The 21,940-nt window shown below is 57.8% G+C and carries 21 protein-coding genes; 4 read left to right on the top strand and 17 right to left on the bottom strand.

Translation table 11 applies throughout. The annotated features are described in order from the left end of the window. Nucleotides 1–16 precede the first annotated feature (16 nt). Nucleotides 17–880: a PfkB family carbohydrate kinase gene (locus AB4X18_RS12455; RefSeq protein ID WP_370400383.1), complete on the bottom strand. Its 864-nt coding sequence runs from the start codon at nucleotides 878–880 to the stop codon at nucleotides 17–19. A 548-nt stretch (nucleotides 881–1,428) separates the two neighbouring features. Here AB4X18_RS12455 and AB4X18_RS12450 point away from each other — a divergent pair. Together AB4X18_RS12450 and AB4X18_RS12445 are read left to right on the top strand one after the other, a co-directional pair. After that, nucleotides 1,429–2,268, top strand: coding sequence for a CPBP family glutamic-type intramembrane protease (locus AB4X18_RS12450; RefSeq protein WP_370400382.1), 840 nt, complete (start codon nucleotides 1,429–1,431; stop codon nucleotides 2,266–2,268). 56 nt (nucleotides 2,269–2,324) lie between these two features. Beyond that, nucleotides 2,325–3,434: a serine hydrolase domain-containing protein gene (locus AB4X18_RS12445; protein ID WP_370400381.1), complete on the top strand. Its 1,110-nt coding sequence runs from the start codon at nucleotides 2,325–2,327 to the stop codon at nucleotides 3,432–3,434. Between the two features lie 74 nt (nucleotides 3,435–3,508). Here AB4X18_RS12445 and AB4X18_RS12440 read toward each other — a convergent pair whose 3' ends face one another. From AB4X18_RS12440 to AB4X18_RS12395, 10 genes are all read right to left on the bottom strand, one after another. Continuing rightward, nucleotides 3,509–4,654 carry a M56 family metallopeptidase gene (locus tag AB4X18_RS12440; RefSeq protein WP_370400380.1) on the bottom strand — a complete coding sequence of 382 codons (1,146 nt, stop codon included), beginning with the start codon at nucleotides 4,652–4,654 and terminating at the stop codon, nucleotides 3,509–3,511. Then, nucleotides 4,641–5,033, bottom strand: coding sequence for a BlaI/MecI/CopY family transcriptional regulator (locus AB4X18_RS12435; RefSeq protein WP_370400379.1), 393 nt, complete (start codon nucleotides 5,031–5,033; stop codon nucleotides 4,641–4,643). The genes AB4X18_RS12440 and AB4X18_RS12435 overlap by 14 nt, the downstream gene beginning before the upstream one ends. 79 nt (nucleotides 5,034–5,112) lie before the next feature. Then, nucleotides 5,113–5,511: a DUF2160 domain-containing protein gene (locus AB4X18_RS12430; RefSeq protein WP_370400378.1), complete on the bottom strand. Its 399-nt coding sequence runs from the start codon at nucleotides 5,509–5,511 to the stop codon at nucleotides 5,113–5,115. Beyond that, the gene (locus tag AB4X18_RS12425; RefSeq protein WP_370400377.1) at nucleotides 5,511–6,308 is read right to left on the bottom strand and encodes a carbohydrate ABC transporter permease; all 798 of its coding nucleotides are present in this window, start codon (nucleotides 6,306–6,308) and stop codon (nucleotides 5,511–5,513) included. Before AB4X18_RS12425 ends, AB4X18_RS12430 begins: the two co-directional genes overlap by 1 nt. Continuing rightward, nucleotides 6,305–7,168: a carbohydrate ABC transporter permease gene (locus AB4X18_RS12420; protein WP_370400376.1), complete on the bottom strand. Its 864-nt coding sequence runs from the start codon at nucleotides 7,166–7,168 to the stop codon at nucleotides 6,305–6,307. The genes AB4X18_RS12425 and AB4X18_RS12420 overlap by 4 nt, the downstream gene beginning before the upstream one ends. Further along, on the bottom strand, nucleotides 7,165–8,238 hold the full coding sequence (locus AB4X18_RS12415) for an ABC transporter ATP-binding protein (RefSeq protein WP_370400375.1): 1,074 nt from the start codon (nucleotides 8,236–8,238) through the stop codon (nucleotides 7,165–7,167). Before AB4X18_RS12415 ends, AB4X18_RS12420 begins: the two co-directional genes overlap by 4 nt. After that, complete coding sequence (locus AB4X18_RS12410) at nucleotides 8,238–9,302, bottom strand: ABC transporter ATP-binding protein (RefSeq protein ID WP_370400374.1); 1,065 nt, start codon at nucleotides 9,300–9,302, stop codon at nucleotides 8,238–8,240. The genes AB4X18_RS12415 and AB4X18_RS12410 overlap by 1 nt, the downstream gene beginning before the upstream one ends. A 94-nt stretch (nucleotides 9,303–9,396) precedes the next feature. Next, nucleotides 9,397–11,130, bottom strand: a complete 1,734-nt coding sequence (locus AB4X18_RS12405; RefSeq protein ID WP_370400373.1) for an ABC transporter substrate-binding protein — start codon at nucleotides 11,128–11,130, stop codon at nucleotides 9,397–9,399. Nucleotides 11,131–11,453: 323 nt separating this feature from the next. Continuing rightward, nucleotides 11,454–14,591, bottom strand: coding sequence for an efflux RND transporter permease subunit (locus AB4X18_RS12400; RefSeq protein ID WP_370400372.1), 3,138 nt, complete (start codon nucleotides 14,589–14,591; stop codon nucleotides 11,454–11,456). A 1-nt stretch (nucleotide 14,592) separates the two neighbouring features. Continuing rightward, nucleotides 14,593–15,741 (bottom strand): efflux RND transporter periplasmic adaptor subunit, encoded by a 1,149-nt coding sequence (locus AB4X18_RS12395; RefSeq protein ID WP_432816649.1) that lies wholly within the window; start codon nucleotides 15,739–15,741, stop codon nucleotides 14,593–14,595. 101 nt (nucleotides 15,742–15,842) lie between these two features. Between AB4X18_RS12395 and AB4X18_RS12390 the strand changes: the two genes are divergently transcribed. Beyond that, nucleotides 15,843–16,460, top strand: coding sequence for a TetR/AcrR family transcriptional regulator (locus AB4X18_RS12390; RefSeq protein ID WP_370400369.1), 618 nt, complete (start codon nucleotides 15,843–15,845; stop codon nucleotides 16,458–16,460). A 97-nt stretch (nucleotides 16,461–16,557) separates the two neighbouring features. On the opposite strand, the gene AB4X18_RS12385 is transcribed toward AB4X18_RS12390, so the two are convergent. The 6 genes from AB4X18_RS12385 to AB4X18_RS12360 all read right to left on the bottom strand — a co-directional run bounded on the left by AB4X18_RS12385 (nucleotide 16,558) and on the right by AB4X18_RS12360 (nucleotide 21,015). Beyond that, complete coding sequence (locus AB4X18_RS12385) at nucleotides 16,558–17,421, bottom strand: PhzF family phenazine biosynthesis protein (RefSeq protein WP_370400368.1); 864 nt, start codon at nucleotides 17,419–17,421, stop codon at nucleotides 16,558–16,560. Nucleotides 17,422–17,478: 57 nt separating this feature from the next. Beyond that, on the bottom strand, nucleotides 17,479–18,441 hold the full coding sequence (locus tag AB4X18_RS12380; protein WP_370400367.1) for an alpha/beta fold hydrolase: 963 nt from the start codon (nucleotides 18,439–18,441) through the stop codon (nucleotides 17,479–17,481). Nucleotides 18,442–18,497: 56 nt separating this feature from the next. Further along, the gene (locus AB4X18_RS12375; protein WP_432816648.1) at nucleotides 18,498–19,094 is read right to left on the bottom strand and encodes a pyridoxamine 5'-phosphate oxidase family protein; all 597 of its coding nucleotides are present in this window, start codon (nucleotides 19,092–19,094) and stop codon (nucleotides 18,498–18,500) included. A 65-nt stretch (nucleotides 19,095–19,159) separates the two neighbouring features. Next, nucleotides 19,160–19,648, bottom strand: a complete 489-nt coding sequence (locus AB4X18_RS12370; protein WP_370400365.1) for a hypothetical protein — start codon at nucleotides 19,646–19,648, stop codon at nucleotides 19,160–19,162. Nucleotides 19,649–19,705: 57 nt separating this feature from the next. Beyond that, complete coding sequence (locus AB4X18_RS12365; RefSeq protein WP_370400364.1) at nucleotides 19,706–20,176, bottom strand: DUF1348 family protein; 471 nt, start codon at nucleotides 20,174–20,176, stop codon at nucleotides 19,706–19,708. A gap of 86 nt (nucleotides 20,177–20,262) precedes the next feature. Further along, the gene (locus AB4X18_RS12360; protein WP_370400363.1) at nucleotides 20,263–21,015 is read right to left on the bottom strand and encodes a cysteine hydrolase; all 753 of its coding nucleotides are present in this window, start codon (nucleotides 21,013–21,015) and stop codon (nucleotides 20,263–20,265) included. A 208-nt stretch (nucleotides 21,016–21,223) separates the two neighbouring features. Here AB4X18_RS12360 and AB4X18_RS12355 point away from each other — a divergent pair, with 208 nt between their 5' ends. Continuing rightward, complete coding sequence (locus AB4X18_RS12355; protein WP_370400362.1) at nucleotides 21,224–21,778, top strand: TetR/AcrR family transcriptional regulator; 555 nt, start codon at nucleotides 21,224–21,226, stop codon at nucleotides 21,776–21,778. Nucleotides 21,779–21,940: the final 162 nt, after the last annotated feature.

The raw sequence follows: 21,940 nt of genomic DNA, 5'->3' as shown, positions 1-21,940 counted from the left end.
CGACAATCCCTGCAAGTCACGTGTCGACAGAGGCCTGAAGCAAAACGTCAGGGCGGCTGGAGTTTTGCAGAACATGATCGACGTTTGCCAGATCATTCACCGTGGCACGCGCTTCGGCATCAGCGGATGACAAGCCATTATCCAGCCAGCGTTGTATCAGCCGGGATTTCAGCACTTCCCGCCGCACATCCAGCAGGATGCTCAAATCAAACAGGCCAGCAAGGTCGCGCCACGGCGGGCTGTCCAGCAAAAGGTAATTCCCCTCAACCAGAACCACGCGGGTGCCTTTCCTGACCTGTCCGGCGTCGGGAACGGTTCTGTCCTCTTCCCGGTCAAAGGTCGGAAAGGCAATCGCCTCTGCGCTTCGCAACTTACGGATCAATTCGACGAACGCCGCAGCATCAAATGTCTCCGGCGCGCCCTTCCTGTGAAGAAGACCCAGTTGGTGCAGCTCTTCGTTGTCTTTGTGAAATCCGTCCATCGGGACGATTGCCGACGAGACCGCAAGCCGTTCTGACAGCCTTTGCGCGATCGTCGACTTGCCCGACCCGGGCGGTCCTGCGATCGCAACGATCAGCCGATCCTGACCTGCGGCACGTTCCTTAATCTTCTGAACAAGTTCGGCTTCATTGATCGACGTCATCGCACTTCCAGTTCTGGCCAACAGCTCATTGGCCCATGGCGGATTGGCCCCGGCGCGAGAGACCGTTACGGCGGCAACGCGTGCCCCGAATTCCAGCGCCTGCGCCACGGCGTCGGGACCAAGGCTAGCCAGCCTGTCCTTTTGCAGCAACCCCGCATCGAAGGTGTCCCCTGCGCCAACGGTATCGACAATTTGCGCCTGTACTGGAGGAACGCGGACTACCCCCTGTCCCCACATTGTCTGATCCTACAAAAGCGATCCCGAACTCTTCCACGCTGCTGTAAAAACTCAGCGTGGGGACGTCGTTGCAGAATTTCTCAATTGCCCGTCGGTCTGACGCCCGCCCAAGCGGCGCCACCAGTACGCCTGTCGGCTTGAGAGAGCCCAGATGCTCCAGCACTTCGACTTCGAGTTCGGGGCTGCCATGGGCGCTGAACAAGGTCGACCTGTACCCCACATCAATACAAAGTTGCTCAAGGCTTCGGGCGATTTCTGCAAAAAACGGATCAGCGAGCAGCGGTGAAATCTTCCATATTCCTGATTTTGACCACGATACCCCTCGCCCGCTTGAGCCCATTATTTCTTACAAAGTCATCATAAGCTTATCGCGCGTAAATTAAAACTTTTCCGTTCTGAACTCACAAGATCCCTTAAATGCGGAAGGGGCCAATTCTTTCAACGGAAAGATTTCATCATCCAATATTGATCGATGTCATCGCGGTCTCCGCCACAGACGCCATAAGCCTGTTCATATGCGTTAAAACAGCAATCGAGGGAAATGCGCCTTGTCATCAACACAAACGGTACCCATCCGCGACCTGCCAACAACCAGTCTGGTCTGGTTTGTGCTGATCACATTTGCGATTACATGGGGATTGATCGGCGCATACATCCTGTTTCCACTTCAGGCCGTCAGCCTTTTTGGAGAGATCGACGGGGCGCATCCGATTTTCTTCCTTGCAACATGGTCCCCGGCGCTGGCGGCCTTCACCCTTGTTCTGATCCATGGCGGACGCAGGGGCCTAATTTCCTTTGTCAGACGGATGCTGTTCTGGCGTATCTCAGCAGGCTGGATCGCCTTCATTCTCATTCTCGTTCCATTGGTTTTCGTCGGCGGATCACTGATAAAAGGCGGCCCGGTTCTTGCGCCGCTACCGCCAGAAGGCGCCAGCGCGATGTTCGCTGTTCTCGCCATGATGCTTTTTCTTGGACCGGTCGAAGAATTTGGCTGGCGCGGGTTGGCGCAACCGCTTTTGCAACGTCATGTTGCGCCGTTCTGGGCGGGGATGATCATCGGTGCGGTCTGGGGACTCTGGCATCTGCCGGCTTTCCATTTATCCGGGACAGTCTTTGGCAGCTGGGACTTCTGGCCCTTCTTCATTGGCAACATTACCCTCGGCGTGCTTGTGACGCCAATCCTGAACGCAGGTGCTGGCGGGCTGTTCTGGCCTGCGATGTTCCACTGGCAGTTAATCAATCCATTCTGGCCCGATGCGCAGCCTTATGACACGTGGATACTTGTCGTCGTTGCAGCTGCGGTCGTCTGGTATAACCGCGCCAAGATGTTCACCAGACATGATGCCGTGGCCAAGGTGATCCCGGAAACTGCAGGCCCAGCTTTGTGATGTTCAAGGCGATCCCCCGGATCTTGGCGAGCGGCATTTCGGCGACGGTTCTGCTTATGTCGTCGGCAGTCCACGCACTTGACCTTTCAAGTGAGGTACAAAAGGTGCTGGACGGGTATCGCATCGCGCATGGCTTTCCCGGTGCCACTGTCGCTTACGTGTTGCCCGACGGCACCGTCGAAACCCTTGCCACTGGTCTTGCAGACGCAGAAGCCCGCCACCCGATGACGCCGCAGACACGTATGCTTGCCGGTAGCATCGGAAAAACCTTTGTTGGTGCGATGTCGCTTTCGCTGGAGGCAGAGGGGCTGATCAACCTGGACGCCCCCATATCCCATTACTTGGGAGAACATGATTGGTTCATTGGCCTGCCCAATCACGACAGCATGACCGTCCGGGATATTCTGCATCACAGTGCCGGACTACTCGACCATGTTCACACCGAAGCCTTTGCAGAAGAGATGAGACTTCTTCTGCAATCCGGCGAAGACGCGCCGCCGCCTGAAGAGATGATCGGATTGGCAAAGGACTCCGATCCACTTTTCGCAGCCGGAACAGGCTGGGCCTATAGTGATACCGGATATCTGCTGTTGGGGTTGATGATTGAGCAGGTCACCGGGCGCCCTTATTACGACACTCTGCACGAACGATTCTTGAAACCGCTGGATCTTTCGGAGACCGAACCGTCAGACCAGCGCACATTGGCAGGTCTGGCAGTTGGATACACCGACCCGGATAACGCCTTTGGCATGCCACCCCGCACGATGGACCGCGAGGGGAGGTTGCTGTGGGATCCCGCGATTGAATGGACGGGCGGCGGGTTGGTGTCGACCTCGCGCGATCTGGCGCGATGGGGACATGCGCTTTTCAGCGGGACTGCGATGGCGGAACCCTATCTGGATGACCTCCTTGATGGTATCAGCATCGCTCCCGATACACCGGAAATCAAATACGGTGCTGGTGTTGCCATCTATTCGAGCAGCCCATACGGACCAATCTATGGACATGGCGGGTGGGTCCCCGGCTACGTATCAAGCCTGCGGCACTATGCGGACGCCAACGTGACGATTGCATTTCAGATCAATACCGACATCGACACAGAAGATCTGGTCGCCAGCCTGGAAAAGGCGCTTGCAGATGTTGTCATCCCAGGACTTCACGATTGAACGCGCTGTCTGAGGAAACGCTATTCTCGCGCCTGCATCACGCGTCACCTGGCAATTCGGCAAGGCAGGGCGGCTCAGTTCCTGAGCCGCCCGAAGGTCGAGAGGCGGTTGATCTCGTCAAGTCGGTCAAGATTGACAACCGTGGACAACATCAGCCTGTCCTGGCTCCAGTCCCCGGGGCGCTGGATCGCGATTGTGGTGATCGTCACCGCGGCAAGCAACGGCACGGCCATCGCCATGAAGACAAGCCGCTGATGTGCGGGGCGGCGCGCGTCCAGGATGGATTGGATACGGTGTTTCAAAAACCCGCCGTTGCCCCCGAACAGCGATGATCGATCCGCTGTTACCAAGGTAACCTTCGGAACCGCCAGCACCATGGCACGATCCTTGCGGAGGGTTCTTTGGCACACCGACAGCAGACTGTCGCAATAGGTGCTTATGTTGATACGCCCCTGAGACAGGACTTCGCTGTCGCAATTCAGCTCGCGCAGGTGTTCGACTTGCCGCTTCCAAAGACGGTAAGCGGGGTTGAGAAAGAAGAACGGCTTGAGCGCTTCCAGCACGACTTCCCATTCAAGATCGCCCTGTCGAATGTGTTGAAATTCATGCGCAAGCGCGACTTTCAGTTCCTGTTCCTTGCTCAACATCTGCGATGGGATCACGACGTAATAGTTGCGCCAGCCGCGCGTCGAGAAGGGAACGAGGGTCCGGTCGGAGACGCGGATACGAATACGCCCGACGCTGCGCCAGGCATAACCGCTGACCACGATGCGACACAGGCAGAATACCGAATAGGTCAACCGCACCAGCCCGATCACCAACCCCACAAGGAAAAACGCGATCACCGTCCGCGCGGCGATCCCGTCGCCGTGCAGCACGTTCAGCATGAAGGTATCGCGCGCCAGAACCAGCCCCTCGAAACTGGACGATTTCATTTCGAAACCGCCGTTCAGATAGTAGGACACGACCATGTCCGACAGGTTGACGTTGACGTTCTGGGCCATGCCGGATTGCTGGAGCGTGTCGTACCCAAGCGCAATGAAAGGCGCGCAAACGATGGCCGCAAAGACCGCATTCAGAAGTCGTAGTTGCGTGCCATAGGCATAACGCAGCCCAAAGCCATTCATCCCCGCACGAACAGCAAGCCAGAAGGCATAGCCCAGCAAAAACAGGATATTGGCGTCGATGAACACGTCTAGCAGTGCTTCACCCGCTATCATTTTTCAACCTCCGATCAACAAGTGCTCGGATTTGCCCCAGGGATTCCTCTGTCAATGCATCGTCGTTGACAAGGCGCGCCACCAATGATGCAGGTGTGCCGTCAAACAGCTTCATCGACAGATCATTGAGTGAGCGTATCTGGTAGGCGTCTTTGGCCAGCGCCGGAATAAAGACATGGCTCTTGCCGTCTTTCCGGCTGGTGACAAAACCCTTTTGTTCCAAGATGCGCAGGATGGTTGCCCCGGAGGTATAGGCAAGGTTCCGATCGTCGGGCAGTTGCTGCAGCACGTCGCGCACGGTCCCCTCCCCCAAAGCCCAGAGTTCATTCATGAACTCAAGCTCCACCTCTGTCAGCAATTCACTTTTCTTCTTTTTCATTCTTGTCCCATCCCGGGCAGTCGCTCACTCGTTACAGCGGGCAGTAAATCCCATGTTCGTGCGTTTCCAAAGCAGTTTCTCAAACTTTCCTGAAACAGAAGACACCCCACCCGATGCTGATCGCCAAAGGCCACCAAAGCGGCTGGCCCACAACCGCCAGCCACCCAAGAAAGATGTAGGCCGTTCCAAGCAGCGTAATGAACAAGCGGTCCCCCAGGGTTGTGGTCAGGCCAAGGATGCCCTTGCGTTCTACGCCATCGCGGTACTTGAACCCTTCCAGCAGACCGATAACCGCAATGGCCCCGAAGATGCCACAGAACAGGGCGAAGGTGGCTGGCGTCCACGCCATCCAGAACGATGGCCAAAGCGGCGCTGTCCAACTGAATCCCGCCTCTTCCTCCTTGTTGGCGACATTGCTCCACTGTGCAACTGCTGGACTGGCGATCAGGCCAGCAAGGATCAGGATGGCACGTTGCATCATACCCTCCCCAGGGCAAAGCCCTTGGCGATGTAGTTTCGGACAAAGTAGATCACGATAGCACCGGGAATGATCGTCAGGGTCCCGGCGGCCGCCAGCAAACCAAGCTCATAACCTGCCGAAGACGCGGTTTTGGTCATAGTGGCGGCGATGGGTTTCGCCTCCACCGCTGTCAGGGTCTTGGCCAGCAGCAGTTCCACCCAAGAGAACATGAAGCAGAAGAATGCCGCCACGCCTACGCCTGCCTTGATAGTCGGAAGGAAGATCGTCAGGAAGAATCGCGGGAAGGAATAGCCATCGACATAAGCCGTCTCATCCAGTTCCTTCGGGACGCCTCCCATGAACCCCTCAAGGATCCAGACCGCCAGCGGGATGTTGAACAGGCAATGCGCAAGCGCCACTGCGAGGTGTGTGTCGAACAAGCCGACGGAGGAATAGAGTTGGAAAAACGGCAGCGCGAAGACAGCCGCAGGCGCCATGCGGTTTGTCAGAAGCCAGAAGAACAACTGCTTGTCCCCCAGAAAACGATACCGCGAAAAAGCGTAGGCCGCTGGAAGCGCCACCGTGACGGAGATCACCGTGTTCAGTGACACATAGAAAATCGAATTGATATAGCCCCAGTACCACGTCGGATCAGTAAAGATGACACGGTAATTTTCCAGCGTGAACGTCTGCGGAAAGAGGCTGAACCCGCCAAGGATTTCCTGCGTGGTCTTGAAGCTCATCGCGACCAGCCAGTAGATCGGCAACATCAGAAACGCGATATAAAGGATCGGGATGAGAGAGCGTTTCTTCATTTCGCGTCATCCTTTGTCATCAGTGTGTAGAACAGCCATGAGACCAGCAGCGTGATGGCGAAATAGATCAGGCTCATCGCCGCAGCCGGGCCAAGGTCGAACTGACCCAGCGCGATCTTCACAAGATCGATCGACAGAAGAGTCGTCGAATTGCCCGGCCCCCCGCCGGTCAGAACGAAGGGTTCGGTGTAGATGTTGAAGCTGTCCATGAACCGCAGCAGGATCGCGATGGTCAGCACCGTCTTCATCTTGGGCAGCTGGATATAGCGAAAAACCTTCCAGGGGCTCGCCCCGTCGATCTTGGCCGCCTGATAATAGGCGTCCGGGATCGACACGAGGCCTGCGTAGCTCAGCAGCACGACAAGCGATGTCCAGTGCCAGACATCCATCACGACAATGGTGACCCACGCGGAAAAGGGCTGCTGGGTCATGTCATAATTCACCCCCAGCACATCGTTCATGAAATACCCCAAAAGTCCGATCTTCGGCAGGGTAAAGATGTTCCACATGGATCCCACAACGTTCCACGGGATCAGCATGGGCAGCGCCATCAGGACAAGGCACACAGGCACCCACATCCCCTTACGCGGCATCGACAGCGCCACGATGATACCCAGCGGCACCTCGATGATCAGGATCAGGAATGTGAACAGGAACTGGCGGCCCAAAGCCGCATGAAACCGGTCGGAGCGCAGGATTTGTTCAAACCAGTCAAGGCCCTGCCAGAAGAATACATTGTTGCCAAAGGTCTCTTGTACCGAATAGTTGACCACCGTCATGATCGGTACAAGCGCGTTGAATGCGACCAGCAACAGCACCGGCAGGACAAAGAACCACGCGCGTTGGTTTTCGGTTTTCATGGGGTTGCCTCCGTCGTGATCCACCCGTCGCGGTAAAGGCGGGTCTGGTCGGGGCGGAAAGCCAGATGGACTTCGGCACCCTGTTCAAGCGCGGCACTTTCGACGACCGCTTTGACGGCCGTGTCTCCCACCATCGCTTCGACCACCGCGTGACGTCCCACGTCCGAGACCTTGCGCACCCGGGCACTGATCCCACTGTCGGCAAGCGACACAAACTCTGGCCTGATCCCCAGTTCTGTCGTCCCGCCATCACCCTTGACTGCCCCTTCGACCGCAACGCCTTGCCCGTTGAACAGGATCTGACCATCTTCGACCGTCGCGGGCAGGATGTTCATGCCGGGGGAGCCGATGAAATGCCCGACGAACGTGTGCTGCGGGCGTTCGAACAACTCCACCGGGGTTCCGATCTGCACGATCTCCCCCTCCTGCATCACCACAACCTGATCGGCAAAGGTCAGCGCTTCGGTCTGGTCGTGCGTGACGTAGATCATCGTGGCCCGCACCCGCTGGTGGAGTTCCTTCAGCTTGGACCGCAGCTTCCATTTCAGATGGGGATCGATCACCGTGAGCGGCTCATCGAACATCACCACATTGACGTCATCGCGCACCAACCCGCGCCCCATGGAGATTTTTTGCTTGTTATCCGGGGACAAGTGCGCCGCCCGAATGTCGAGCATCTCCTGCACTTCCAGCATCGTTGCGATCTCGGTCACGCGCTCCGCGATCCTCGGCTCCGCGACGCCGCGATTGCGCAGCGGAAAAGCGAGGTTCTCGCGCACGGTCATCGTGTCGTAGATCACCGGAAACTGAAACACCTGCGCGATGTTGCGCTGATCCGGTGGCAGGTCTGTGACATCCTTGTCATCGAACAGGATGCGCCCCTCTGACGGGGTCAGCAGCCCGGAAATGATGTTGAGTAACGTGGATTTGCCGCAGCCGGAAGGGCCAAGCAGCGCATAGGCGCCACCGTCCTCCCAATCCAGATCAATATGCTTGAGCGCAAAGTCATCCGGGCCTGCCGGGCTCGGCAGATAGGAATGGCGCAGGTTGGACAGTGTGATCTTCGCCATCAGGCAACAAGCCTCCCGTCCGGTGCGAAATAGAAGGCCTGATCGACGTTCATGTAGAACTGGTGGTTTTCTCCGACCTCATAAGGGTGCACCCCGTGGGCAAGCGAAACCCAGCTGTCATCCCCCATCTGGAAATGGGCGCTGGATTCTGAACCGGACAACTCCGTCACCAGAACGGTGCCTTTCATCGCAACATCGTTCGCACCTTCGGAAAGGGGCGTGACGTGGTGCGGGCGCACGGCCACAGTGTACTGCCCGTCCGGCAGCGACGCCGCAGCCCCTTTCAATGTCCATCCCACGCCGGTTTCCAATAGGGCCTCGGTCCCGGATTTGACGATCTCCGCTGCATTGATCGGCGGATCGGAAAAGACACGGGCAGCGGCAAGGGTGGCGGGCTTGCGATATATCTGTGCAGTGGGCCCAAACTGGGTGACATGGCCGTCGTGCATCAGCGCGGTCTCTCCGCCCAGCAGCAAGGCCTCTTCCGGCTCTGAGGTGGCATAGACAACGACGGCACCGCGACCGGCAAAGAGTTCGGGCAATTGTTCGCGCAGTTCCTCGCGCAGCTTGTAGTCAAGGTTGGCCAGAGGTTCATCCAGAAACACCGCGCGGCTTTCCTTGGCAATCGCACGCGCCAGCGCACAGCGTTGCTGCTGGCCACCGGACAATTCCTGAGGACGCCGCTTGAGCATCGGACCCAGTTGCAGGATGTCAGCCGCTTCCTGCACCCGGCCGTCGATTTCGGATTTCGACATGCCTGCGACCCGCAGCGGGGAGGCGATGTTATCGAATACGGTCATATGCGGATAATTGACGAAGAACTGGTGCACGAGGCTGATCTTGCGCTTCTGCGTCGACAGCTTCGATACGTCTTCACCATCAAAGAAAATCTGTCCCGATGCGAGCGGATCAAGCCCCGCCATCAGCTTGATCAGGGATGTCTTGCCCGACCCGGTCTGTCCCAACAGCACGTTGAAATGTCCTGGCTTCATCACCAGCGACGTGGGCTTGATGTGGGTGATTCCCCGCACCGATTTGCTGGCGTCTTTCAACTCGATTGTCATGTGCGTCCCGCGCCTTGCGAAGTGATGGCCGAAACGTAGATTACCACGCTTCGGCCACGGATTGCCCGATCAATCAATCGGGCAATCAATCGTCTTACTGGTTCCAGCGCGCAACCAGATCGTCATAGTTGACGGTCTCGCCCTGCGGCTTTTCGTTATCCAGCTTGGCCTTGGCACCACCCTGCCCAAGCCATTCGGAAGCATCCTTGGGTTCGTTCAGACGCGGACCACAACCGCCGTAAACGTTGGCGCTTTCATCAGCGGCCTGCATCCGGGCCATGGTGATGTCCATCTCCTCGGCCAGACGGTTCATGGCTTCCTGTGGTGTGAACGCACCGGAGTTCACGTCACCGATCTGCTGCCACCAGATCTGGGCCAGCTTGGGATAATCGGGCACGTTGATGCCGGTTGGTGACCATGCAACGCGGTCGGGCGAACGGTAGAATTCGACCAGACCGCCCAGCTTGGGCGCACGTTCGGAGAAGCTTTCGTGGTTTACAGTACTGTCACGAATGAAGGTCAGACCGACATGGGATTTCTTCACATCCACGGTCTTTGACGTCACGAACTGGGCGTAAAGCCATGCCGCCTGTGCGCGGTCGGACGGTGTGGACTTGAGGAACGTCCAGGACCCCACGTCCTGATAGCCGACCTTCTGACCCTCTTCCCAGTAGGGACCATGCGGGCTGGGTGCCATCCGCCAAAGGGGCGTGCCTTCTTCGTCCACGGTATTGTTGCCTGCGGACTGCGGGGCAACCATGTCAGCGGTGAAGGCAGTGTACCAGAAGATCTGCTGGGCCACGTTGCCCTGCGCCAGTGCGGGCAGCGACTGATAGAAGTCATAGCTCGCCGCGCCCGGAGGGGCATACTTGCGCAGCCATTCGTCCCACTTGCGGATCGCATAGACCGCCGCCGGACCGTTGGCCGCACCCCCGCGCGAGACAGAGGCGCCCGCCGGGTTGCATGATCCCGCTTCCATCCGGATGCCCCATTCGTCGATCGGCACACCGTTCGGTTCACCCTTGGACCCGGTGCCGGCCATCGACAGCCAAGCATCCGTCATACGCCAGCCAAGGTCAGGGGCACGCTTGCCATAATCCATATGACCATAGATCGTGACACCGTCGATTTCCTTGACGTCTTCGCTGAAGAATTCGGCAATATCCTCATAGGCTGACCAGTTGACCGGCACGCCCAGTTCATAACCGTACTTGTCCTTGAACTGCGTCCTGAGGTCTTCGCGGTCGAACCAATCCTTGCGGAACCAGTAGAGGTTCGCAAACTGCTGATCGGGCAACTGATACAGGTTGCCATCCGGGCCAGTGGTAAACTGTATGCCCATGAAGTCATCCAGATCAAGGGTGGGCGACGTGGTCGCGGACCACTCTCCGGCCATCTGTTCGGTCAAATTATACGCCTGCTGCAGGCGCGAGTGCGTGCCGATCAGATCACTGTCGTTGACGTAGCCATCGTAAAGGTTCCGGTTGGTCTGCATCTGCGTTTGCACAGCCTGCACCACTTCGCCTTCGCCAAGGATCTGGTGATTGACCTTGATCCCAGTAATTTCCTCAAAGGCCTTGGTCAGCACTTCGGATTCGTAGCCATGCGTCGGAATGCCTTCGGACAGGACATTGATTTCCATACCACTGAACGGCTCGGCGGCCTGAATGAACCACTCCATCTCTGCCATTTGTGCGTCTTTCGACAGTGTTGATGGCTGGAATTCCTGATCGATCCATTTCTGAGCTGCTGCCGTATCGGCAAAAGCAGACCCAGACCCCGCGATGACAGCAATAGCCGCGCTCGCGGAGAGCAGATACTTGCGCATCTTGTCTCCTCCCAAATTATAATGTGAGCTGGTCCTCCCCAGCTGAGGCAAAGCTAACTGTGGGTCGGGCACAGTGTCAAACTAATTTTTTAGTAGACAATATTTAGCCCGCGAAAGCCGCCCCTTTGAGGTTGCACAGTCACGCGGCGCGAAGAAGGAGTGGAACCGAATTCTATGGACGATAGACCAGTCTGAACCGTACATGAATTCGCACTTTCTTGGGTCATCTGCAGCTGCTGCACCATGCTCAGCGCATTCGGCCGAATGGCAGGTTACCCCCCTCTTGTCGCGTCGATCTTGGGCGTGATGCAGATCCTTCCAGCCTATTCCGCAGCAAGCTGAGGTTTGGGAAGCGGTGAAACGATCACGACCGCACTCTCATCCGGTGCCACGGTGTCAGCGGGTTTGATGCGTCGCCGGACAAGGGCGAACATCGCAGGCGTGAAATAGAACGACACCACCGCCGACAACAGAACGCCACCTCCGATCGCCACCGCAAACGGAGGCCAGAACCCGCCGCCCGCAAGGATCAGGGGCAGGAAGCCACCGAAGGTCGTGATGGTGGTCGAAACGATGTGTCGGCTGGATCCCGTCACGACGTCCGCCATTGCTTCGACATCCCCGTTCACCGCACCCTTGTTTGCCTGTAGACCCGTCAGGATGATGATGGCAGCGTTGATCGACACACCGATGGACCCGATCACGCCAATGATGGCATTGATACCGAAGGGGTACTGCATCACCGCCAGCGACAGCATAGAAAGCCCCGCAGACAGGACGCAGACGACAAGTGACACCGCCGTCAGCCGGAAGGAATTGAACGTCAGCGCAATGGTGGCAATGGTCAGGGTCACGATCAATCCGACAGAAGCCATCAGATTGCCAACCGTATTCGACCGCGCATCGCTGTCGCCGCCCAGTTCGATCCTGTAGCCTGAAGGGACCTCGAAGCCGCGTGCATCCAACGCTGCAAGAACCGATTGCAGGGCTTCCTCCGGCAACACATCCGGCACGATAAACGCTTGTACTGTGTTCATCCGTTCCCCGTTCCGACGGGTGATGACACTTGGAGCCGGTTCAAGAACGGGTCTGGCAAGCGTGGACAACGGCACGACCGGTAAAGCGCCTTCCGCCGAGATGCCTTCGGCACCGGGCAGCAGGATGGGCATCTGGGCGATTGCGTTCAGATCCGCGCGGAAATCCTGATCCAGACGGACGCGGACGGGCAGTTGATCCGTGCCCTCGACAAGACTGCCGCCTTCCACACCCACCAGGCTGGTTTCCAACTGCCGCGCAATGGTTGTCACGTCAAACCCCAGAAGCCGCGCGTTGGTCTCATCGATCTCAAAGCGGATCTGCGGGGCACCGCCGGAAACACCCGATCTCACCTGTGTGACAAGTGGCAGGTCGGCCATCAGGCCACGCGCCTCGTTGCCCAAGTTCCGCAGGGTTTCCAGATCGGGGCCAACAAGCCGCACCTCGACGGGCGCCGCAACCGGCGGGCCTTGAACCAACCCGCGCACGATGATGCGGGCCTGTGGGAAGGATTGGTCAAGCGTTGCCTGCAACGCCGGGACCAGACGGGCGGCATCGGCTTCGGTCTGCGTGGTGATCATGGCCTGAGCATAAGACGGTTCCTGACTGCGCCCGCCGGTGATGTTGTAATAGAACGCAGGCCCGGATTGACCAATGGACCAGTACACGCTCTTGATCCCCTGCTCGCCCTGCAGTGTGGCGTCAACGGCCTGCGCGATCTCGGCGGTTTGTGAAATGGCGGTACCGGGTGGCATGTCGATCTCCAGATAGAACTGGTCCCGCTCCACGCCGGGAAAGAACTGCGCGGTGAGGGTCGGAAAGGCCGCAAACCCCAAGACCGGCAGGATGACCGAAACCGCAATCGACTTGACCGGATGCTTGACCGACCAGCGAATTGATTGATGAAATGCCCGGCCCAATGCCGGAATGCGTACGCCCGCAGGTCGGTCTGATTTCAGAACCCAGCCTGCCAGTGCAGGTGTCACGGTCAGCGCGATCAGCAGCGACCAGATCAACATCAAGACAACAGCGATGGCGATGGATCCGACAAAGTCACCGGCGGGTCCGGGCAACAAGATCATCGGCGTAAAACTCAATGCCGTCGTAACCGTTGACGCCAGCAGGGGCGCAGCCAGGCGCCGCGTCGCCTCGCCTGCCGCATCCTGTCGCGACATGCCGCGCGCCAGCCTTTGACGCACTTCATCGACCATCACGATGGCCGCATCGACCAAAAGGCCCAAAGCCACAATCAGACCCGTGACCGACATCTGGTGGATCGGCAAACCGATGATGTTCATGGTTGCCAAAGTCGCCAGCGAAACCACCGGCAGGACCAGCGCCACGATGGCGGCGGCGCGAAAGCCAAGGGTAATCAGCAGGACCGCCACGACAAAGCCAACCCCGATGGCCATGTTTGTGCCCACCTCCGCCAATCGATCTGCCGTATAGGTACTCTGATCGAACAACAGCGTTTCGCTCAGCCCGAGAGGCGTGTCCGCCTGCCCTTCCTGAAGCGTCTCGCGCACAAAGCCCATCCAGCGGTCAATCTGCACACCTTCCTGCGCCAGAACACCGATAAGGACCGCAGGGCGGCCATTAGCCATTGCCATTTCGGTCGCCGGGTCCCGCGCGCCCCGCGACACCTGCGCCACATCGGCAAGCGTTACGACAGTACCTTGAGCGTTTTCGCGCAGGACAATCCGGTTCAATCGGTCAAGCGCGTCAATCTCACCCGAAATGTTGATCGTCATATCCGTCTGTGTGCCCTGCACCCGTCCGGCCTGAACCTTGCCATCGGCCGCGGCAATGCGGTTTGAGATCTCGGCGGGGGTCAGCCCCAACGCTGCCGCCTTGATCTGATCGACAACGACAAGAACTTCTTCCTCCGGCTCTCCGAAAAGGTCGACCGCACGGGTGGAGGGGATGCCGCGCAGCCGGTCGGCAACACCTTCGGCATGCGCGTGCACCAGCGTAATCGGCACATCATGATCGGCTGAAATGGCGATCACCGCTGAATAGGCGCTGATCCCTTCGGCGTTGAATTCCGGCGGCTGTACACCGTTCGGAAAGTTCCGGCGCGCATCCTCGACGGCATCGCGCGCCTCTGACCAGACCTGTTCAATCGTCGCCTCATCCAATGTCTCCAACAGCTCGATGGAGACGACGGAAACGCCGGTTCGCGACACCGAATTGATCGTATCGACCTCGGCAATCTCGCGCAGTTCCTCTTCGATCTCGCTGGTGACAAGCGCCTCAACCCGCGCGGGGTCCGCGCCCGGAAAGCTGGTCGTCACAGTTGCGAATATATTGGTGATGGTCGGATCCTCCTGCCGCCCCAGCGACAGGAAAGAGGACAAACCGGCCGAGATCAGAACCAGAAGGATCAGTGCAACAAGACGGGGCTGGCGGAAGGTCAGCGTTTCCATGTCATCCCTCCCCGGCCCGGAGGATCTGCACGGACTGGCCCGGCACCACCCGGTGCGCCCCTTGGTAAATGCTCAGCGCCCCGTCTTGAAAGGTACCGCGGACAAAGGCGCGCTGTGCATCGGCGTGGAGGATTTCGACCAACGCCGGACGCACGACACCGTCCTCAACCATCAACAGCGTCCATGCGCCCCCGGCCCCTTCCTGAAGCGCATCAACCTGCACCCAGGCACCAGGCGACGACACTTCATTCTTCAGCCGCAAAACCGCCGTCTGACCGAAAACGGACTGTAAATCAGCATCGGCATCAATGTCGAAGACAGCGGTGCGGGTGCGGGTTATCGGATCGATGTCTGGGCGAAAATGGCTCAAAGTCGCTGGAAAGGCCTCACCACCCACGGTGATCCGGGCATCTGCCAAAGCATCTTGCCGCAGATCCAGCGGCAAACCGATGCGGACCTGAACGCGGTCCGTCTCGATCAACTCGGCAACGGGTTGTCCTGCGTTCAACGCAGCGCCTTCTTCGAAGAACTGCGATCCGATGCGACCGGCAAATGGGGCGGAAATGACCGATTTCTCAAGATTGATCCGTACCGAGGCAAGACTTGCCTTGATCTCGTCCATGCGGCTTTGCAACTCGTCGCGGGTGGCGCGGACCTGATCAAGGGTTTCCTGGCTTGTGAAACCATCCTTGCGCAGCTTTTCGGCTCGGGCCAGTTGAGACTCGGCAAATACAAGCTGGGAAGAAACGGCAGCGCGGTTGGCGATGTGCCGGTCCTTTTCCGCTTCGAGCAAGGCGGTATCCAGTCGCATCAACACCTGACCGGCCGCCACCTCATCGCCTTCCTCTGCCAGAAGCTTGGCAAGGCGCCCCCCCAATTCGAACGAGAGTGACATCGTGGCTGTTGCTTCGGTCTGCCCGACATATTGACGCTCGACCACATAACCTGATCGCTGCACCAAAGGCGTGACCGCGACCTTGGCCACGTCTGCAGGTGCTGGAGGCGGGACATCTTCAGCACGATTGGCCAGCGCCTGCGCACCAAATGCGATTGCCGCGATCGAAGCGCCAATGACCCCAAGTGTAACGATGATGGAGGCGATCTTGCGCAATACCCGCATCAAGAGCCCCTGCTGCTGTGGTGTCGACATCGTTTTTCCTTCCTCAGCCAAAGTTGTAAAGTTAGAGACTCTAACATATGTTAGTAACTCTAACTTTGACAAGGGGTACGATGCATGAAAGAGATTGGATCATGGAAGAAACGAAAAAACACACCAAGCGGAGCAACTATCATCATGGCGATCTGAAAACCCAGTTGATCGAGGCCACCCGTGTGCTGGTGGAGCAAAAGGGCCCAGACCATTTTTCCGTGTCCGAAGCATGCCGTGTCGCTGGGGTATCGACTGCAGCGCCCTATAAGCACTTCAAGGACAAGAACGAAATGCTTCAAGAGGTTGCAGTCGCGGGGATGCAGCGCCAGCGCGAGCAGATGCTGGAGGAAGTCAGCGTGCATCCCAGAGGCACGCTGCCAAGAATTGTCGCACTCGGTCGCGTCTACATCCGGTTTGCGCAGAAAGAGCCCGGCGTGTTTCGGCTCATGTTCGGGCTATCCGAAGATCACGACGAACATGCTACCCTGTCTGAAATGGGCGAAGGCACTTACACGGCAGTACAACAGGAAGTCGCGTGGTGCCGCGGGAGCGAGGCAATCGAGGAACAGGACACCCAGCGGGCATTCCTGCTATGGAGCTTTGTCCACGGCCTGTCGTTCCTGCTGATCGACGGGAAACTGGCGCACATGAACCTCGATTTCGATCTGGAAGAAGTGCTGAATGACGTGGCCGAACGGGTGATTGGCCCAAAGGCGTAGCCGTTTCCGGCCTGCGCACGTATTCCGCTTCGAGCCTTCAAAATGACATAAGTTCGAAGGCTCAATCACGATTTGCGAGCACCTGCGATCCGAACCGTCAGCGGTTCACCTCGTCTATATTTCGCGTACCGCCTGACACGTGCACAGGCGTTCCGGATTCGTGCGGAATGCGCACATTCAGTTTCGATGGCATGCCCATATCGACACCCTGTGCGATCTCAATCTGGCCCTCGTGCGGCCAGTTGATGTCGCGCAGATACCCGCCAAGCGCGGCAGCGGCGGCTCCGGTGGCTGGGTCTTCCGTCACGCCTCCGATCGCAAAGGCATTGCGAGAATGGAACATGCGGGGGGTTTCGACCTTGATCAGATTGATTGTGGTCAGGCCGTGGTCCCGCATCAGCCGACGCCCGGCTTCAAAGTCGTATTCCATCCGCGACAGCCGTTCGCGATCTTTCAGCGCAAGCACAAGGTGATCATTGCCAGCGTTCGCGATAGCCGGGGGCAATTGCGGGTCGAGGTCGTCGGGTGTCAAATCAAAGAGGTACAACGCCTGCTGAAGAAGAGCCGGATCAGCGCGTTTGCTTTTTGTAGGCGGGGAGGAAAGCTGCACCTGCGACTGTCCCGCCGCGCTGGTCTGCCCTGTCACACTGATATCGCCCGCGTTGGTTCTGAGCGGATAGGTATTCGGCCCCTTCATCTCGGTCAGGACAGCGCCAAGTGCAATCGTGGCGTGCCCGCAGAAAGCCACTTCGCTTTCAGGGGCGAAATAGCGGACGCGCCAGCGATCCCCATCCCATGCGGCAAATGCCGTTTCGGAATACCCGACCGCGCCAGCGATGGCCTGCATGTCCTGATCGCTGGGCAGTTGGTCAGCAACCAGCACACCGGCAGGGTTTCCGCCGCGCGAACCATCCGAAAAAGCAGCGATCCGGCGCACGTTTTTCATGTCAAATATCGTCATTTTTCAATTCCTCGATAACGGGTCGGCATGCCCCGCTAGCGCGGGGCACCTGAGCATCTATTCCGTGGTGCGAGCAAGGAAATCACGCATCTCCGGCGCGATGACGTCCCCGTATTCTTCCAATGCAAAGTGTCCGGTATCAAGCAGGTGGAATTCCACATCCTTAAGGTCATCGCGATAGGGATGCGCCCCCTCGGGCGGAAAGATATGGTCATTCTTACCCCAGACAATCAATGCCGGGGGCTGATGTTCGCGAAACATGGCCTGCCATTTCGCGTATTCATCCACATTGGTGCCATAGTCGAGAAACATCTCCAACTGCACTTCCTGATTACCGGGGCGGTCCAGCAGGTATTGAACGTGCCAGTAGTTGTCGGGGCTGACCTTGGAAACATCGCCGACGCCATGCGTGAACTGCCACATCGTTGCCTCCATTGTTAGAAACCCCCGCAGGGCATCCCCGTTTTGCGTCGATGGATCGGCCCAGTAGGCCTTGATCGGGTCCCAAAATTCGCGCAGGCCCTCTTCGTAGGCATTACCGTTCTGGATGATGAAGCCGGTCACGCGTTCCGGGTGCTGCGCAAACATGCGGTAGCCGACAGGCGCGCCGTAATCCATCAGGTAGACCGCATAGTCGTCCACCCCCTTGGCATCAATCAGCTTGGTGACAACATCGGCGGCATTTGCGAAGCTGTATTCATAGCTGGCCGCGTCCGGCATGTCAGAAGCGCCAAAGCCGGGATAATCGGGGGCAATAACGTGGTAATCCTGCGCCAGCTCGGGGATCAACTCCCGAAACATGTGCGACGATGTCGGAAACCCATGAAGCAAAAGAACGGTTGGGTTCTCGGGATCGCCAGCTTCGCGATAGGCGATGTTCAGGCCGTCGATCTCCATTTTGTCCATGGTCACGGCAAAGGGGCTTTCTGCGGCGATTGTCGCCGTCGGCAGCGCTGCCGTCAGCAAGGCAGTTCCACCAAGGACGGTATAAAGGGTTCTGCGGACAATATCGTTTTTCATGATCGTATTCCTTTGTCAGTCAGGGGGCCGCAGGCGTGCGGCGTTTTATTGGCCGGTCATTCCGTTCCGGCCTGTCGTTCCGAAAGCGCGCGTCGCAGGCGATTATTCTCTTCCCGCAGCACGGCAATCTCGCCACCGAATTCTTCCTCAGTCAGTCGGCGCGGGATGTGACTGGGGCAGTTCCAGTCAAAGGCCTCAATGGTGATCGTGATGATGCGTTCGGCCGTTGCGGGCCAGATGTCCGTGGCAGATGAGGGGACCTCCGACACCTCCACCCTGCCCCAGATCTTCAGCCGCTGGGCAAGGGCATAGTTCATGATGATCAGCGAGATGCGGTCGTTCCGCGTCAGATTGCCAAGGCTGATATACTGCCTGTTCCCACGCAGGTCGGCATAGGCAATCGCGCTTGGTCCAATGACGCGCAAGAAACCTGCCGCCCCCCCGCGAAACTGGACGTAAGGCCACCCGGTCTCAGACACTGTGGCCTGATAAAAGCCATCGCTGCTTTGGATGAACGCCGCTTCGCGTTCAGTAAGGACATCACCACCCGTCCGGTCATCAGCCAGAAATCTGGCGTAATTCCCGGCGCCGTTCTTGTCCTGTTGATCCCGGACAGATGGCGTAAAGGCGATCTTGGAGAATGCGTAGGCCATTTGGTTTCCTATTTCTGAATGGATTACGAGTTTTGCGTTCTAGCTCTGAGCGCGACGGAGCATCGCTAGGCAACCACGGCATGCTGTCCGTCCGAGCGGACCAGTCTCGTGACGATCATCACATGTGTGACCAGCAAGAGAGGCACGATGAAGGTTGGGATAAACCAGGCGGCACCAAGATAAGGAACCGCATCCGCCTGGCGCAGTGCGTTCAGCAGATCAATCATGCCAACCAGACTGAATAGCCAGATTAAAGCGGTCGCTGGCCGCCATTGGTAACGCAACGCTACAAGTGCGAGGAGCGCAAGCAGTGCAGATGAAAAGTCTCCCCATCCCGCTGCATTTGCAAACCCTTCAGGGATCGCAGGATCGACAACTACAGGCACAAGAAAAACAAGCCCGAGGTGCCGGAAGACATGCGGCATAATCAGGATACTCATGGCCTGCCGTGTTGGCATCTTCGCCAACCATGGGGCGAGGTACCAGTGCGACAACAGCGCGATTATGACGATGGAAAGCGCAAACTGGATGCTGAAAATGGCAATCATGTTCATCTTTCAAATCCTTCTTTGGTTTTGTGGTGGTCACTGAAAGCTGACCGGTCGTAGCATTCAAAGCCCAAGGTCCGACAACCCGAGATGCCCTTCAGGGCGCGGCCCAAGCGGCCAGTGAAACAGGCGCTGGCTATGCTCGATCGCCAAATCGTTGATCGAGGCGATCCGGCGGCACATCCGGCCATCACGATCGAACTCCCAGTTTTCGTTTCCATAGGAACGGGACCACTGACCTTCCGCGTCGTGCCATTCGTAGGCAAATCGCACCGCAATGCGGTCATCGGCAAAAATCCAGAGCGACTTGATCAGGCGGTATTCCTTTTCCTGCTGCCATTTTCGGGTCAGGAAGGCGTGGATCTGGTTGTGACCCTGAACAAACGTCGCGCGATTGCGCCAGCGGCTCTGCTCTGAGTAGGCGGGCGTGACGATGTCGGGATTGCGGGTGTTCCAGGCATCCTCAGCCGCGCGTACCTTGATCAAGGCCGATTGCTTCGAAAAAGGTGGCAAAGGAGGGCGCTGGTTGGTCATGGTACTGTCCTTTGAAATGCCCCGACCGGCATCGGGGGGGGGGGACGGGGGAGGATTGCCGGTCGGGGAACGGAATGCCGGCGGGGTCAGTCGGCGTTCCGCATGGCAGCGACAACGCTGTCGGTGTCGGAGACATAACTTGCAATCATGCGAAAGTTGGTCAGCGCCGCGGCATAGCCATCGTAACCGGGGACCTGCGCGGCTGCGGTGGCATCTGTCACGACCATCACGTCAAAGCCCTGCTCCTGCAGTTCGCGCATGTGGCTTTCCGTGCACAGGTTTGCTGACATGCCCGCGATGATGACCTTGTCGATCCCGCGCTTGCGCAATTGCAGAACCAGATCATTGGTTTCGGGCCCGAACAGCTTATGCGGGCTGGATACGATCGTCTCGCCATCCTCGATGTACGGCTTGTACTGCGCCAGCCAATCCGCACCTGAACCTTCGAACGCTGCGGTATCCAATGGCCCGGCCCGGTCAAACATGCCGATGCTATGCATCAAGGTTTCCAGCGCCCCTTCAAAGTGCCAGCCGTGGTCATGAGGGAAATAATAATGCGGTGAGACGAACACCGGGATGTCGTTTTCCTTGGCCGTGGTGAACAGCGCCTCGATATTCTCGACCGTTCCGTTCGCCTCCACATTAGGGCCGACGACGCCCCAGGCGACCCCGTCGGGATGCAGGAAGTCGTTCTGTGGATCGGTGACCAGCAATGCGGTATTTCCGAGAGTAATTTCAAAACCCGGGTTGGGCAGACCGCTTTGCGCCCCGCTTTGAGTTGTCATCGCGAGCCCTGCGACAAGGGCTGTGGCCGTCAATGTCTTGAATGTCTGGGTCATGTCGATCTCCGCTTGGTAAACTGATCGGTTAATGTGCCAGTTAAAATGTACTGATCGGTTTATGTATTCAAGCAGAATTTTCTGACCAACTGGCGCTTGATACCCAAGAAAATTGGATTTTTCGAATTAGAGCACTCAAATTGCAAGATATTCTTGACAAGGACGACTAGCATATTATTTTACAGATCAGTCAATGTGAGTACATGAAATGAGCCAAAACAAGCGCGCTGAGTTGATTCGAAAAGCGCTGGTGTTGTTCTACCGAAACGGTTTTCACGCCACCGGGATGGACCTCGTAGCGAAAGAAACGGGCGTATCAAAAACCTCGATCTACAATCACTTCCGCACCAAGGAGGAACTGATCCTCGCGGTTCTGCGCTTGCGGGACGAGAATTTTCGAAACTGGCTGTTTCGCCGGATGGAAGACCTGGCCGATACGCCGAAAGAACAGCTGCTGTTGATGTTCGATGCCTTGGAGGAATGGTTCCTCGAAGACGGCTTCAAAGGTTGCATGTTCATCAAGGCAAGCGCCGAATTTCAGGAACACGACGACGCAATCAACGCCCAAGCCTATGCCCACAAGCGTTTGCTGGTGGATCATTTCGAGATGTTGGCGTCGCAGGCCGGGATTGAAGATCCACATGCGGTCGCCCGGAAATTACTGGTTCTGAAGGAGGGCGCGATTGTCATTGCCGCGATGTCCCATTCAGCCACATCTGCGAGAGAGGCGAAATCCATCGCCGAACTTCTGATGGCGGAATAGGGTATCGGCTGCGTCCGCCCCCTCACCCGCAAGCAAGTCAATACAAGCCAGGGATTGGATACAGGCCCGCGACTGAGCCGACCCTCGCAAAGCGTGACGACTGTCACGCCCTGATTATTGTATTCTAACGCGTAATTTGCCGTTAACCTTGTCAGGTGAGAT

The sequence above is a fragment of the Sulfitobacter rhodophyticola genome, from assembly GCF_041281685.2.
Taxonomy (GTDB): Bacteria; Pseudomonadota; Alphaproteobacteria; order Rhodobacterales; family Rhodobacteraceae; genus Sulfitobacter.
Note: the sequence above shows the minus strand (reverse complement) of the source record. Positions and strands in the feature narration are given on the sequence as shown.